This is a genomic window from Stenotrophomonas sp. YAU14A_MKIMI4_1 (genome assembly GCF_003086855.1).
Lineage (GTDB): Bacteria > Pseudomonadota > Gammaproteobacteria > Xanthomonadales > Xanthomonadaceae > Stenotrophomonas.
In genome coordinates, this window is sequence record NZ_CP025998.1 from 2,418,458 (window position 1) to 2,433,949 (window position 15,492).

Annotated in this window: 11 protein-coding genes; 7 read left to right on the plus strand and 4 right to left on the minus strand. The window is 68.4% G+C overall.

From position 1 onward, the window contains the following. Positions 1-74 precede the first annotated feature (74 nt). Together C1931_RS11145 and C1931_RS11150 are read left to right on the plus strand one after the other, a co-directional pair. Complete coding sequence (locus tag C1931_RS11145; protein ID WP_108756389.1) at positions 75-2,153, plus strand: TonB-dependent siderophore receptor; 2,079 nt, start codon at positions 75-77, stop codon at positions 2,151-2,153. A gap of 62 nt (positions 2,154-2,215) precedes the next feature. Then, a complete protein-coding gene (locus tag C1931_RS11150) occupies positions 2,216-3,988 on the plus strand; it encodes a chloride channel protein (protein ID WP_234412810.1) in 1,773 nt (590 codons plus the stop codon). 19 nt (positions 3,989-4,007) lie between these two features. On the opposite strand, the gene C1931_RS11155 is transcribed toward C1931_RS11150, so the two are convergent. The 4 genes from C1931_RS11155 to C1931_RS11170 form a co-directional block, all read right to left on the minus strand. Continuing rightward, entirely contained in the window at positions 4,008-4,298 is a 291-nt protein-coding gene (locus C1931_RS11155; RefSeq protein WP_108753301.1) for a hypothetical protein, read from the minus strand. A gap of 120 nt (positions 4,299-4,418) precedes the next feature. Next, positions 4,419-5,252 (minus strand): OmpA family protein, encoded by an 834-nt coding sequence (locus tag C1931_RS11160; protein ID WP_108756391.1) that lies wholly within the window; start codon positions 5,250-5,252, stop codon positions 4,419-4,421. Positions 5,253-5,314: 62 nt separating this feature from the next. Further along, positions 5,315-9,865: a YadA-like family protein gene (locus C1931_RS11165; RefSeq protein ID WP_108756392.1), complete on the minus strand. Its 4,551-nt coding sequence runs from the start codon at positions 9,863-9,865 to the stop codon at positions 5,315-5,317. A 200-nt stretch (positions 9,866-10,065) separates the two neighbouring features. Then, a complete protein-coding gene (locus C1931_RS11170) occupies positions 10,066-11,046 on the minus strand; it encodes an AraC family transcriptional regulator (RefSeq protein ID WP_108749828.1) in 981 nt (326 codons plus the stop codon). Between the two features lie 694 nt (positions 11,047-11,740). On the opposite strand from C1931_RS11170, the gene C1931_RS11180 reads away from it, so the two are divergent. The 5 genes from C1931_RS11180 to C1931_RS11200 all read left to right on the plus strand — a co-directional run bounded on the left by C1931_RS11180 (position 11,741) and on the right by C1931_RS11200 (position 15,483). Further along, positions 11,741-11,944: a Flp family type IVb pilin gene (locus C1931_RS11180; protein ID WP_108749830.1), complete on the plus strand. Its 204-nt coding sequence runs from the start codon at positions 11,741-11,743 to the stop codon at positions 11,942-11,944. A 99-nt stretch (positions 11,945-12,043) separates the two neighbouring features. Further along, positions 12,044-12,571 (plus strand): A24 family peptidase, encoded by a 528-nt coding sequence (locus C1931_RS11185; protein ID WP_108756394.1) that lies wholly within the window; start codon positions 12,044-12,046, stop codon positions 12,569-12,571. Further along, a complete protein-coding gene (locus C1931_RS11190; RefSeq protein ID WP_108753307.1) occupies positions 12,568-13,041 on the plus strand; it encodes a TadE/TadG family type IV pilus assembly protein in 474 nt (157 codons plus the stop codon). Before C1931_RS11185 ends, C1931_RS11190 begins: the two co-directional genes overlap by 4 nt. A gap of 24 nt (positions 13,042-13,065) precedes the next feature. Beyond that, on the plus strand, positions 13,066-14,106 hold the full coding sequence (cpaB, locus tag C1931_RS11195) for a Flp pilus assembly protein CpaB (protein WP_108756395.1): 1,041 nt from the start codon (positions 13,066-13,068) through the stop codon (positions 14,104-14,106). An 18-nt stretch (positions 14,107-14,124) separates the two neighbouring features. After that, complete coding sequence (locus tag C1931_RS11200) at positions 14,125-15,483, plus strand: type II and III secretion system protein family protein (RefSeq protein ID WP_108756396.1); 1,359 nt, start codon at positions 14,125-14,127, stop codon at positions 15,481-15,483. Positions 15,484-15,492: the final 9 nt, after the last annotated feature.

Sequence of the window (15,492 nt, forward strand, 5' to 3'; positions counted from 1 at the left end):
GAACGAAGGAGCGATTCCCTTCGCGCAACCAATCAGCAATAATTCTCATTTACCACCCTTCCCGACCTGCCCCGATGCCTACCCCTACCCTGCGCCCCGGCGCGCGCCTGCCGCTGGCCGCCGCCCTTGCCCTGTGCCTGACTGCCACCGCCCAGGCGCAGGACAGCGCCACCACCCTGGACAGCATCCAGGTCTCGGGCAGCTGGCTGGGCACCGGCCTGCACGACAGCGTCAAGCGTTTCGCCGGCGCCCGCACCGTGGTCGACCGGCAGAGCATCGACGCCAGCGGCGCGGCCAGCATCGGCGATGCCATGCGCCGCATTCCTGGTGTGCAGGTGACCGACAATTCCGGTACCGCCGGCAGCTCGATTTCGCTGAACATCGGCGTGCGCGGCCTCACCGGCCGCTACTCGCCGCGCTCCACCGTGCTGCTGGACGGCGTGCCGCTGGCGGTGGCGCCGTACGGCCAGCCGCAGCTCTCCTTCGCGCCCGCCAGCCTGTCCAACATCGAATCGATCGACGTGGTGCGTGGCGGCGGCGCGGTGCGCTACGGACCGCAGAACGTGGGCGGCATCATCAACTTCAGCACCCGCGCCATTCCTACCGAAGCCGGCCTGCACGGCGAGGCCGGTGTGCGCTACAGCGCCAATGACCACGGCGGCGGTGACAGCACCCAATACAACGCCTTCCTGGGCGGCACCGCGGACAACGGACTGGGCATGGCCCTGCTGTACTCCGGCCAGGATGGCCGCGGCTGGCGCCAGGGCAGCGACGACCGCTTCGACGATCTGGCGCTGAAGTTCGCCTATGCGCTGGACGAGCGCCAGCAGCTGCGCGCCAAGCTGTCCTACTACAACGTGCGTTCGCTCACTCCCGGCGGCCTGACCCGCGCCCAGTACGAAGCCGACCCGTTCCAGAACACCCGCCCGACCGATTTCTGGAAGGGCCACCGCGCCGGCATCGACCTGGGTTACACCAACACCCTGTCCGATACCCGCGAATTCGAAGTACTGGCGTATTACAACGAAAGCAACCGCGCCAGCGCGCTCATCAACGCCGCCAACACGCAGATCACCGTGCAGCCGCGCGACTACCGCGTGCTGGGCGTCGAGCCGCGCCATACCCAGCGCCTGCAGTGGGGCAGCACCGTGCATGACGTGACCGCCGGCTACCGCTTCCTGCGCGAACGCGGCAACGACCGCAGCTACACCATCACCCGCCGCACCGGCGCGGAAAGTGCCACCACCCGCTTCAACAACGCCACCGACGCGCATTCGTTCTACATCGACGACCGCATTGCCGTGGGCCAGTGGCGCATCACCCCGGGCGTGCGCATGGAATGGATCGACATGGACCGCCGCCAGGCCGGTGGCGCGGCCACCTTCAGCAGCCGCAACGACAAGGCGCTGCCGTCGCTGAACATCGCCTACCTGCTGACCCCGCAGTTGACCGTGTTCGGCAACTACACCACCTCGTTCGGGCCGGTGCAGAACATCCAGTTGAATTCGCAGACCGCCAGCAACCCGCTGAACCCGGAAGTGGCCAAGACCACCGAACTGGGTGCGCGCTGGCAGGACGGTGCGCTGCGCGCGGAAGTGACCGTGTTCAAGATGCGCTTTGACAACCAGATCCTGCAGGTGCCGGGCATCACCCCGGCCACCTTCCAGAACATCGGCGCCACCGACCACAAGGGCGTGGAAAGCGCCGTGGCTTATCAGTTCGCCGAAGACAGCGCGCTGGCCGGGCTGGAGCTGTACGCGAACTACACCTGGACCAAGGCGATCCAGCAGTCCGGTGACAACCGCGGCCTGGATGTGCCTTTCTATTCGCGCGACACCGACAGCGTGGGCGCCCGCTATGCCCTGTCGGGCTGGACCTTCAACCTGTCCAGCACCCACCAGAGCGGCCAGTTCTCCGATGCCGCCAACACCTGGGCCGAGAGCGCCGATGCGCGCGTGGGCCGCGTGCCCGGCGTGCGCCTGTGGAACGCGCAGTTGGCCTGGCAGGTGCCGGGGCTGGGCGACAGCGAGATTGCGCTGGGCGTGAACAACCTGGCCGACAAGCGCTGGTACACCCGCAACGTGGACGGCAATGCCGGCCGCATGGTGGCCGCACCGCGCACGTTCTACGTGCAGGGCCGTTACCGCTTCTGAGCGCCTAGCCGCCTGATGCGGTGACGGTGGCGATCACGGTGGCGGCGTATCATGCCGCCACCATGTTGCCCACCGCTTCGCCATCGCGCCTGCATCTGGCCTTCCAGGGCCTGCGCCTGCGCCTGCGTGGCAGCGACCTGTGGTTCATTGCGCTGGCCCTGGTGGTGGGCCTGATCGCCGGCGGCCTGACCCTGCTGCAGGCCGGGCTGGCGCGCAGCCTGCAGGCCAGCCTGTATGGCCTGGACGACGGCATCCGGCTGAGCTCGCTGCCTTCCCTGCCGTGGACCGCGCTGCTGGTGCTGCCGCTGGGCGGCCTGCTGGTGGGCCTGGTCAGCCTGGCCGCCAGCCGCCTGAAGCGCCCGCTGCTGGACGCCGTGGAAGCCAATGCCCTGCACGGCGGCCGCATGTCGATGCGGGACAACCTGATCGTGCTGGTGCAGACCCTGCTGTCCAACGGCAGCGGCGCCTCGGTCGGGCTGGAAGCTTCGTACACGCAGATGGGCGCGGGCAGTGGTTCGCAGCTGGGCCGGGTGATGCGCCTGCGCCGCAATGATGTGCGCACCCTGGTGGGCGCCGGTGCGGCCGGGGCGATCGCCGCCGCCTTCGGCGCACCGCTGGCCGGCGCCTTCTATGCCTTCGAAATCGTCATTGGCGCATACACGCCCTCGGCCCTGGCGCCGGTGGCGGTGGCCGCGCTGGCCGGTGCCTTCGTGGCCGATCAGGCCGGCATGGATGCCTACCTGCTGCCGGCTGCCGCCACCATCGACGTGCGCGCGGCCGACTATGCGATCTACGGCCTGCTGGGTTGCTGCTGCGCAATGGTGGGCATCGTCATCATGCGCCTGATCGCCTCGATCGAAGGCGGAGTGAAGCGCAGCCCCCTCCCCGCCTGGGGCCGTCCGGTGGTGGGCGGCCTGCTGCTGATTCCGCTGGCGCTGGCCAGCCCACAGGTGCTGTCGTCCGGGCATGGCGCGCTGCACCTGGACCTGACCACCCACCTGCCGCTGATCTGGATCGGCGGGCTGCTGACCCTGAAGTGCCTGGCCTCGGGCATTTCGCTGGGCTTCGGCTTCCGCGGCGGGCTGTTCTTCGCCTCACTGTTCATGGGCACCCTGGTGGGCGCGCTGTTCGCCGGCCTGTTGGCACTGGCCACCGGCGTGCCGGTGATCGATGCCACCTCGGCCGCGCTGGCGGGCATGGCCGCACTGGCCGCGGCGGTGGTGGGCGCACCGATGACCATGGCCATGCTGGTGCTGGAAGGCACCCACGACTTCCTGCTGACCAGCGTGGTAATGAGCGCGGTGCTGGTATCGAGCACGCTGGTGCGGCAATGGTTCGGCTACTCGTTCTCCACCTGGCGCATGCATCTGCGTGGCGAGAACATCCGCAGTGCCCGCGACGTGGGCTGGATTCATACCCTCAGCGCCGGGCGGATGATGCGCAAGGGCGTGGCCACCGCGCCGGACAGCCTGGACGCGGCCACCTTCCGCCAGCGCTTCCCGCTGGGCTCGGGCACCCGGGTGATCCTGATCGACGGCGAAGGCCACTACGCCGGCATCGTGCAGATTGCCCGCCTGTTCGGCGACGGGGTGAAGGCCGATGCACCGCTCACCGATTTCGCCGAGAACCGCGACGTGGCCCTGTCGGCCAGCGCCGACGTGGTGAGCGTGATGCAGCGCTTCGACCAGACCCAGGCCGATGAGCTGGCCGTGGTGGCCAGCGATGGCCAGGTACTGGGCGTGGTGTCCGAGGCGTTCGTGCGCAAGCGCTATGCAGAAGAACTGGACAAGCGCCAGCGCGAATTGATGGGCGAACGGGTGGACGACAGCGAATAGACCCGGCGCGGGCGCCAGGCTACAACGCCTCGCCGGCGTCGGCCAGCCGCGATTCGATCAGCGCCTGCCACTGCTGCAGCAGGTCCACCAGCATGTCCAGTTCGGCATCGGCGCGCTGCGCCCGGCCACTGCGCAGGCTGGCCTGGGCTTCCTGCAACTGGGTCAGGAAGCCCAGCACCGTATCGGCCTGCACGATCAATCCGGGCAGGCGGCGGCCGGGTATGCGCACCACCGCGTGGTTGCCCAGCGGCCCGTACACCGTCAGCGTTTCATCGGTCTTCATGCGCAGGGGCAGGAATTGGGCATTCATCGTGGGCACCGGGTAAAGCCTGGACCACCGGCAGGCAGGGTGACGGGGGAGACGTAGCCCTGCCCGCCGGTAGACCAGGGGGAAAACACGCCGAACAACGCACCGCCGCTGGCAAGGCTGTCAATGCGGCTGCGCCACACCGGCAATCTGCACACGCCGGTTCGGCGCCAGGCACGCGATCAGCTGGGCGCGATCGCGCTGCGCGCACTGCACCAGGGGGTCGGCAGCGCCGCGTCCTTCCGCACGGATGCTGGCGCCAGGGACCCCTCCCTGGACCAGCGCACTGCGCACGGCTTCGGCGCGCCGTTGCGACAGGTGCTGGTTATACGCGGCGCTGCCGATTCGGTCGGTGTAACCCACCACCTGGATGGACTGCACCTGGCTGGCTTCACGCACCTGCCCCAGCACGCCCTGCACCACCTGCTGCCCGTTGGCGCCCAGCGCGGCGCTGTCGAAGGCAAACAGCGCATCGGCGGACAGATGCAGCGGCTGTTCCGGCAGCGCAGCGGCCTGCGGCGGCGGCGGCGGGCGCGGCGGGTCCAGCACGGCGGCGCAGGATTCGGGCTTCCAGTAGCCGCCCTGGGCAATGCCCTTGTCATCGAAGCGCACCTGGAACTGGCAGGTGAAGTATTCAGCGCCCTGCGCGGTGCGGAAGTTGAACAGGTAATTCCACTGGCGCACGCCCCACATGCCCTCGTTGAAATGCGGCGTGCCCAGCAGGGTGTACAGCTGGCGCTTGCTCATGCCCGGTGCGAACCGGCGCAGATCGGCGATGTCCGGATAGATGCCTTCCTTCAGCGAGGCCTTGCGTGCCTCCGGGAAGACCACGTTGGCTTCGGCCGGGCCATCGCCGGCCGGCGCGTGGCTGCGGCAGGCGGCCAGCAGGCCGGCCACCAACAGCAGTACAAGCCAGGCCACGATGCGGCGCGATTGCAGGATGCGATGCGGTTTCATGTGCTTCCCCCTGTTGTTCGGAACAGCGTCGCCGGGATGCGCTGGCACCCCGGCGGCGTGCTTCACCACTGGATGCCGGCGCCGACGGCCACGCCGGCTTCGCCGCGGCTGTTGGTGGAACCGCTGAACTTGTAGATCCAGCGCCCGCCTTCGGAGACACCGGAGATACCGACCGCCACACCCGATTCGCCGTTGTAGCTGCCTGCGGCGAACGAGGCCATGTTGCGGCCGGCTTCGCTGGGCTGCGGCAGTGAAGCGGTGGCCATGGCCGAGGCCACGCCTGCCGAGGCACGGCTGTCGGTCTTGCGCAGGTTGCGCTCGAAACCGCCCATGCGCTCATCGGTATAGGCCTTGGACCAGTCCAGGGTCTGTGCCATGCCCGACTTCAGCTGGTCTACGTTCACCGCATCGGTTCCGGCCGTGCCGGCGGCCACGTTGCGCACCGTGGTCGGGCCGCTGCTGGTGCTGCCCAGGGTGACGCTGTTGTAGTTGGTGGCACCGTTGGTGGTGGTGTCGTAGCGGATGTTGCCCTGCTGCGAGGCCTGCAGCTGGCGCACGTTCACCGCATCGGTGGCGGCGCTGCCGTCGGCCACGTTCACCACCTGCCGCTCTGCCCCGGCCGCGCCCACCGACACCGTGTTGGCACGGTCGGCCACCGAACCAGCGCCCAGCGCCACCGCATTGTCGGCCTGCGCCTGGGCGCCGTTGCCCAATGCCGTGGAATTGGCCCCGGCAGCCACCGAACCGGCACCACCGGCGGCGGAATTGGCGCCGGTGGCGGCCGGATCGGCCAGGTTGTTGCTGTTGTTGGCGCGGAAGCTGCCCGCCACGTTGGTGATGTTCTGGATCTTCTGGTCGGTGTAGGCCTTGGACTGGTCGATGGCGTAGTTCACGCCGTTGTTCAACTGGCCCACGTTCACCGCATCGTAGGTGTCCGAACCATCGGCCACATGGGTCACCTTGCGTTCGCTGCCGGTGCTGCCCACCGACACTTCGCCGGCCGAGTTGCTGGCACCGGCCTGGCCATAGGCGCCGGTGTAGCCGCTCTGCGCGCCCACGCTGGCCACCGCGCCGCTGCCCAGGGCCACGCTGTTGTCTGCGCTGGCACTGGCCCCGTTGCCCACCGCCAAGCTGCCGGCACCGGCCGCACTGGCCTGCGGCCCCAGCGCCAGCGCTTCGGCGCCAGCGGCGGTCGCGGCGGCGGCGCTGGAGTTCACTGCCAGATACGGGCTGCTGCCGCCACTGCTGATGCGCTGGTTGAGCACCTGCAGCGAACCATCCACGGCCGAGAACGCCGCGGTGACGTTGCTGTAGTCGTTCTGGATGAGCGTGCCATCGGTGGCGATGGAGGAGATGCGGAAGCTGGGCGCCACCCACAGGCCGGTGCTGCCATCGTAGGTGGTGCTGCCACCGAAGTAGTTGGCCACCGTGGCGTGGGTGGCGAACAGCTGGTCGCCGGTGATGGCATCGCTGCTACCGGCCAGGATGCTGCCGGCGGCCACATTGGTCACTTTCACCGGCGCGCCGCCGGTACCGCTCAGGGTGATCGAATCGACCACGTTGCCGCTGCCGTCCACGTCGTACTTCACCGCGCGCGCGTCCAGCTCGTCGCTCTGTTCGGCCACGTTGGCCAAGGAGACGCTCACCGCATCGAACGCGGTGCCGACGTCGCTGTAGCTGCCCTGGCTGAGCGAGCCATCGGCGGCCACGTTGTTCAGGGTGTAGGTGGGCGCCAGCACCACACCGCTGGCATCGACCGTGGCACCACCGCCCAGGTGGGTGGCCAGGGTCTGGTTGGCCGCGAACAGCTGCGCGCCATTGATCGCTTCGGTGCTGGCCGCGCTGACCTGGCCCGGCCCCAGGTTGCGCAGCGTGGTGGTCGTGCCGACCTGGCCCAGCGTGGCGCTGGCATAGTTCACGCTGCCGTCGCCGTTGAGGTCGTAGCGCAGCGCGCCCTCTTCCGAGGCCTGCAGCTGCGACAGGTTCACCGCATCGGTGGCCGCCGTGGCCGCGGCAACATTGGTGATCTGCCGCTCCGCACCGGCCGCGCCCACCGACACCGTGTTGTCACGGTCGGCCAGGCTGCCGGCACCGACGGCGATGCTGTTGGCTGCGGCTGCCTGCGCATTGCTGCCGACCGCAATCGAATCGGCACCCGCAGCCAGCGCTTCCACACCGGTGGAATTGACCCGCAGGTACTTGGTGCCGCCGTTGCGGATATCGGTGATCTGCGTATTGAGGTTGACCAGCGAGCCATCAACGGCATCGAAAGCGTCGGTGGCGTTGTCATACAGGCCCTGCGCGATCGCGCCGTCGCTGCCGATCGTGCTGATCTGGAACAGCGGCGCGGTGAAGGCACTGGTGGCCGGATCAAACGCAGCCTGGCCGCCGAAGAAGCGAGCGATGGCATCGTTGCTGGCGTAGAGCTGTGCGCCATTCACCGCTTCGGTGCTGCCGGCATTGATCGCCCCGGCGGCCAGGTTGGCCACTGTGGTGGCGCCGGTGCCATTGCCCAGGGTGACGCGGGTGTAGATCGGTTCGCCCGCACCGTCCAGATCGTAGGTGACCGCCGCATCGCCCACGGCCTGGATCTGCGAGATGGCGCCCTGCAGCTGGGCCACGTTCACCGCATCGGTGGTGGCACTACCGGCGGCCACGTTGGTGATCTGGCGTTCGCCGCCGTTGGCGCTGCCCACTGACACTTCACCGGCCGACACCTGCGCGGTGGTCAGGCCGTAGGCGCTGTAGCTGGCCTGGGCGCCGCGCACCGCGGCCGAGCGGAAGCCCAGTGCAACCGAATTGGCCTGGTTGGAGGTCGCTTCGGCACCCAACAGGGTCTGTCCGTTGGCGGTGCCGACTGCGCTGTCGCCGACGATGACCGAATGGCCCATGCGCGCGGCGTAGTCGGCGGTGGGCACGCCGGTGGGATTGCTGGGGTCATTGGTGCCGTTGCCGGGGAAGGCGACGTTGGCATCGACCTGCGGCAGTTCGTGGCGGGCGTTGGCACCGATCACCACTTCGCGCGAGCCGTTGGCGTAGGCGCCGTCACCCATCAGCACCTGGTAGTCCTGCGCGGCATTGACCGCCCAGCAGGAGATGTCGGCCAGGCCGATGTCCAGGCACTTGCCGGCCCATTCGGGCGAATCGGAGGGCAGCAGCAGGCCCAGCAGGCCGCCGGGATTGCCGTTGTTGATGTTGTAGATGTAGCTGTCGGAGGTCACCCCACCGATCAGCGTCAGATGCGAATTGCCGCCAGTGACCGCACCGCCCAGGCCGTTCAGCGTGCTGCCCACCGGCGAGGCATTGACCAGCGGAATGCCCAGCGCGTTGACCGCCGAATAGGTCTGCATGACGTTGGCGGTGCTGACCCGCAGGTTGCCGTTGCTCAGGTAGCCATCGCCGCCGAACAGGCCGTTGGTGGTCGGGCCGATCAGCGCGCCCAGGCCGCCGACCACGCCGCCGTTGCCGATGATCAGCCCGGCGTTGGGATCGCCGGCGACCGGCGCCTTGCCAGTGTTTGCGGCAATGGGCGACGGCGAGGACAGGCCCAGGCCACCGACCACCCCACCAACCAAACCACCCACGGCGCCGGTCAGGTTGCCGACCGTTCCGTTCAGATCGCCATTGAGCAGGCTGCCCACCGCGTCGCCCACCCCGCCCAGCGCCGAACCGACGCCGTTCAACAGGCCGCCCAGGCCGAGCGCCGAGGTCTGTGCGGTAGCGGTCGCGTTGGCGGCCAGCTTGAGGTTGCGGTCGGCCACCACCGGCTGGCCATCCAGGCCCTGCACGCGCACGTTGCCTGCCACGCCGGTATCGAAGGCGGCGGTGATCGCGCGGTCGTCGGTGTCCCCCGGGGTTTCTTCCTTGGCCGGCAGGGTGACCGCAGCGGTTGCGGCCACATCGGCATCGCCTTCGATGCGCTGCCCGATCACCGCCAGCTTGGCACCCACTTTGCCTTCCACCGCCGCCTTCAGCCCGGCCGGGTCTGCGCTGCCACCCAGGGTGACGCGCGGTGCGGCCTCGACCGCGGCCACGGTGTGCCCGCCCACGCCGATGTTCGCCTTTGCGTTGGCCTGCACAGCCGCCAGCGGCGCCTGCTCCGAAGGCTGCAGTGCGGCGGTCACCCCCGTATCCAGCGTGACCGCTTCGCTGCCGCCCAGCACGACCGATGCGTTGAGCTGGCCGCCCAGCGCCGGTGCCGACTGCGCCGGCGCAGCCAGCGTCACGTTCACCTTGGCCGGCAGCACAGTGCGCACGATCGGCAGCACGCCGGTGTTCAATTGCAGCGCAACGCGCGCATCGGCATTGGTTGCGGTGTTGGCCTGCGCCGCCCGTGCCGCCAACGCCACTTCGGCATCGACCTTCACCGGCATCGTCTGCGTGTACTTGGCTGCCAGCGCCTGCAGGTCACGCAGTGACTGGTTGCTTTCGGTCGCGTGTGCTGTGCCGCTGGCCAATACGCACAGCAGCGCCAGGGCCAGCAGGCTCGGCGCCGGCATCGCGCTGCGCGCGTCGTGCAGGGTGGCGCCGGCGTTATCACCGGTGGCCAGTTCCGAAGCGACCACCATGGCATTGAGCTGGCGGTTCCAGACGCGTCGGTAGATGCGGTTCATGAGCAATTCCCCCGTAGGCGTACAGCTTGAAAGTCAGTGGAGTGCCGCAAGGCAGGTGACTGACATTTCGCGCCTTTCCACGCGCACGGGGCACTTCATTCCGGCACGGCAATCGCGCATTCCGGCAAAACGACGGCCAGATTCGGCAGCCGGATATGCAAAACCGGCAGAACCGGGTATTCAGCAACGCAGGGAGTAACTCAGGCCGGCTGGCCGATCTGTGCCGGCGCGCGCATCAGCGTGTCGCGCGGCAGTTCGCCAAATACCTTGCGGTAATTGTCTGCAAAGCGCGAAAGATCCCACAGCCCGCAGCTCAGGGCGATGGCCTTGACCGAACGCCGGCTGGAATCGGCCATGGACAGGCTGCGGCAGGCCGCGCACAGCCGCAGCATCGACAGGTATCGGTTGGGCGAGGTGCCAAACAGATCCTCGAACGCGTAGCGCAGGCCACGCTCGCTGACCCCGGCGGCATCGCAGATTTCATTCATATATATATTGCGACGCAGGTTGAGCCGCATGAAGTTCTCGGCGCGCTGCGCGATCAGGTAATGGGTGCGGCGCGCACGGCTGCACCCGGGGCGATCACCGGGGCCGGTGGCCAGCAGCGCCTGCACGTGCTCATGCAGCAGGCGCTCGGTTTCTTCGGCCTGCAGCACCCCGCCCTGGCCCAACTGCTGGTGCAGCTGGTGATAATGCCGGGCCAGAGGCAGCTCATCGGCGCCCAGGGTAAACAATGAGAGGGCCTGCCCCGCCGGCGGCGTGCTGCGCAGGCTCAGCTCGGCCAGCTTGCGCTGCACGCGCTCCACTGGCACCAGCATCAGGGTCATCTGGGTGCCCGGGCTCAGGGTGAATTCGCTGATGCCTTCGGGAAGAATGGTCAATGCCATGCCCGGCGCCAGCGGCACGCCGTGGCACCAGCTGAGCGTGTCATCGGTGGTATGCAGATACCCCAGCATGGCCCAGTCCGGCGGCAGCATGAACCGGCCACGGCAATGGAACCCGCAGTGCAGACTGCAGAACAAGGCTTCTTCGTGCACCCGCGAAGCGAATGCCGCGCGCGGACCGTTGCCATCCAGCAGCAGCAGTTCCACATCGCACACCCGCAGCACACCGCTGAGTGTGGCCAGGTCGATCGACCTGAGCCCGCTGTCGGCGCTGTCCGCCACCCCACCATCGACCATGACAGTGTTTTCCCCTGTTGGTTTGCCGCGCAGCACCGCCCCCACTGCCTTACAGGGCGTGCACTGCTTCCACGAACCTCCTGGTGCATGCCGACGGCGGCCTTCACAGATACCGCCCATCGGAAACCGCATAACCTTGAATGGGAGTATGCCCGATAATCGGTGTCCGTAAACAGATCACACTTTCGTTGCAGCCAACGCGTTCATTCCTGAATATAAACAGGGTTATGGCACAGTTTTCGCATGCAGCCATCACATAATCACGAAACCTGCACTTTCGTGAATCGTTGTGGCAGGCAACGGATATCGATCACAAAAGCGGCCTGAAATCTTCATGATTTTTCCGGATCTGCCGAATTTGCATATAGGTTCCGGTTGCAGCCCACCCTCGTTCAGGCAAAGTCGATAGCACGGTGATCCGGCGTTGCAGCAGCGGCCGCACCCAGGGGGAAGACGATGGACATGCGCAGCAGCACGACAGGCACGCACGACGGCCATGACCGGTCGGCTGCGTGCGCGTATGCGCCGATGCCCGCCCCCGGGAGCCGGATCTTCGCAGACGCGCCAGGCGGAACCATCCGCCCGGCCTCCTCCGCCAGGACGGCGAAGGCCCAGGAGTGATCCCGGCGGAGCCGGGCCACCACCCATGCAGTGCCCTGCAACACCATCTGACAGGTAGAGGGAGATCACCGTCATGAACGCTTCCATCAAGAAGTTCCTGAAAGAAGAAGACGGCGTTACCGCGCTGGAATACGGCCTGCTGGCCGCCGTGATCGCCGGAATCCTGGTGGCGGTCGGCAACGACCAGATCCGCGATTTCTTCGAAACGCTGTTCACCACACTCAAGAACGTGGTGACCAACGCGGCTGGCTCGGCCAGCGGCGGCACCGGCAGCTGACCGAACGCGCAGCTGCCGCCGGCCCGGTGCCGGTATCGCACCGCGATGCCGCGCCCGGGGCAGACGGAACAAGCGGGTAATGGACGACGAGGGTGCGTGATGACACTGCTGGGACTGCTGGCCATTGGACTGTGCCTGCGGGTTGCGATCAGCGACCTGTACGCCCGTCGGGTGCCCAACGCCTGGCTGCTGGCCGCCTGCGCACTGGCGCTGCCGTGGTTGCTGGTCAGCCAGCTGACCGCCACGCCGCAACCGCTGGCGGCGCACCTGCTGGGCGCGGTACTGGGCTTGCTGGCGCTGCTGCCGTTCCATCTGCTGCGCATGATGGGCGCCGGCGATGTGAAGTTCTTCGCGGTGCTGGGTTTGCTGCTGGGCTGGCAGGCGCTGTTGCCGGCCTGGATCGTGGCCAGCCTGGCCGCAGGACTGCACGCTGGCATCGTCGTGGCCTCGCGGCTGCTGGCACCGCGACTGCCGGCAACGCTGCAGGCGCAGCACTGGCAGGCCCACCCTGCCCTGCGCGACATGCAGCAGGCGCGACAGGGCCGTACGGGCGCGCCCTACGCGAGCTATCTGGCCCTGGCGGCCATCGGCTGGCTGCTGGTTACCACCTATGGAGGCGCCGCATGAAGCGCTGCGCGCCACGCCGGCAACACGGCGCTGCCACGATTGAATTCGCGCTGATGCTGATGCTCGGGCTGATTCCGCTGCTGATGTTTACCTTTTCCGGGGTGATGATCATGGCCGCGCAGCAGACGCTGGCAACGGCGTCGGCCGAGGGCGCACGCGCATCGCTGCGCTATGCCAGCGCGAACGAGCGCCGGGTGGCCGCCTGTACCGCAGCACGCCGCTCAATGCAGTGGCTGTTGCAGTTTTCCAGCCAGGAACCGGATTGCAGCGCTGGCGGCAGTGGCGCCATCGTCGTCTCCCCCTTGGCCGCATGCAACGGCCTGGCCAGCGCGCAATGCGTGACGGTCACGGTCAGCTATGACTATGCCGCCCACCCCTTCCTGCCCGGCACCGGCACGCTGTATGGCTGGGTGATGGGCGATCCGATCCGCAGCAGTGCCGTGGCCCAGCTCGATCTGGGCAGCAACTGACCCACGTACCAGGAGAGGCGAATCATGTTGAAGCTGACCCGCATCGCCGCCATCGCGCTGATCGCATTGGCCGTGCTGCTGGCCCTGGTCGCCTTCGTTGTCGGCCGCACGCCCGCCGCCGCGCCGGCCGCCGCACCGATTGCCAGCCAGCCCGGCGCGGCCACCATTACCGTGGTGGAAGCCCTTGCCCGGCTGCCCGCCGGTGAGCCGATCACCGCGGCCGGCGTACGCCTGGCCCAGCGCACCCAGCCGGTACCCGGCGCCCCCACGGAACTGGCGGCCGTGGTCGGCAAGGTGCCGGTGCAGGACATCGCCGAAGGCAGCGCGATCAGCCAGGGGTTGCTGGCGCAGGGCTTCTCGCTGCAGCTGCGGCCTGGCGAACGCGCGCTGGCGGTGCCGGTGGATGAACTGGTCGGCGCCGGCAACCGCATTCTTCCCGGTGATTTCGTCGATGTCTTCATGAACCTGCGCAGCAACAGCAATGCAATCAATGGCACGCAGGAGGTGGCACAGACCCGCCTGCTGCTGTCACGGCTGCGGGTGTTGAGCTACGGCCAGCAGGACATCGTTCCCGTTGCGGCGGAACCGGCAGCGACCACGCCCGCCGACAACGACCCGCGCGCGGCCGACATCACCGGCGGCGGTAGTTCCAGCAGCGCCAGCAAGGGCAGCGCCGAGGCCACCCAACCGGCGCGCAGCGCGGTGCTGGCCGTGCCGGTCGCCGAAGCGAACCGGCTGCTGCTGGGCGCGCAGCAGGGCAAACTGTTCCTGGCCCTGCGCAATCCGGCCGACACCGGCCTGCCCGATGTGGCGTTGTTCGCGCCGTCCAAGGGCGTGCTCGATCCCGTGCGCGGCCTGGACGCCGAACAGCAGGCGGCGCTGCAACGCCCCGAAAACAACGCCTTTGCCGGCCTGGACGGCGAAGCACTGGCCGGCAAGGGCCTGACCGAACGCGCCCCCGCCGCACCCACTGCCCGTGCCAGCGCGCCGCGCCGCACTGCGCCGCGCCCGGCCGGCATCGAAATCATCCGCGGCGATAGCGCTGCGCCCCGCGGTTCCCTCTGACCGGATTCCGGAGCCTCCATGACCCAACGCCGCCACCGCCCTGCCCGATCACTGCACCAGCGCTGGCTGGCCCTGCTGCTGGTGGTGCTGGCGCCTGCCACCAGCCTGGCCGCCGACGATCTGGTGCTGCAGGCACGTGAGCAGCGCCCGTGGACCCTGCCCGCCGATCTGGAACGGGTGGCCATTGCCGATCCCGGCGTGGCCGACATCGTGATGCTGCGTGGGCAGCGCCAGGCCCTGCTGGTCGGCAAGGCGCCGGGCAGCACCACGCTGCTGCTGTGGCACCGCGCCCGCGCCGAACCGCAGCGCGTGCAGGTGCGCGTGCAGAGCGCGGTGCAGGGCGCTGCGGGCGCCGCCGACAGCGGGCTTTCGTTCACCCAGCAGGACCAGCAGGGCCTGCTGCAGGGAAGCACCGACAGCGTGCTGTCGCACATGCAGGCGCAGAAGACCGCCGCCATGGCGCTGGGCAAGGACGGCCTGCTGGCCGATGCCTCCACCATTGCCAGCGGCGGCGTGGTGCAGGTGGAAGTGAAGGTGGTGGAGTTCAACAAGACCGCGCTGAAGCAGATCGGCATCAACTTCCAGAACAAGAATGGTTCGTTCGCCTATGGCATCGCCCGCCCCGGCGGCCGTCTGGCTGGCGACACCGGCTTGCTGCCGGGCATGGAAGAAGGCGGCAGCGCCAACGAGGATGATTCGCCGCTGTCCTCCGCGTTCCGCCTGGTGTTCGGTTCCACCAAGCACCGCTGGAATGCCGACGTGGACCTGCTGCAGGCCAACGGCATGGCCCGCGTGCTGGCCGAACCCACCCTGGTCGCACTTTCCGGGCAGAGCGCCAGCTTCCTGGCCGGCGGCGAACTGCCGATCCTGGAGCCGCAGGGCCTGGGCACCACCACCATCACCTACAAGCCGTTCGGCATCGGCTTGACCGTCACCCCCACGGTGCTGGCACCGAACCGCATTGCGCTGAAGGTCGCGCCCGAAGCCAGCGACCTGGACTACAGCAATGCAATCGCGCTCGATGGCGTGCAGATCCCCTCCATCACCACCCGCCGCGCCGATACCACGGTAGAGCTGGGCGATGGCGAGAGCTTCGTGATCGGCGGCCTGGTCAGTTCCAGCGTGGCATCGACGGTGAACAAGATTCCGCTGCTGGGCGACCTGCCGATCATCGGCTCGTTCTTCCGCAACTTCGACTACAAGCGCCAGGACAAGGAACTGGTGATCATCGTGACCCCGCGCCTGGTGCAACCGCTGGCGCGCGACACCGAACTGGCGCTGCCCGGCGAACAGGAAGCACGCCCGAACCTGCCCGAATGGGGCGCCTGGCTGCTGGGCCCGATCAGTCGCGACCCGGTACCGGGCTTCTCGCGCTGACCGGCCACT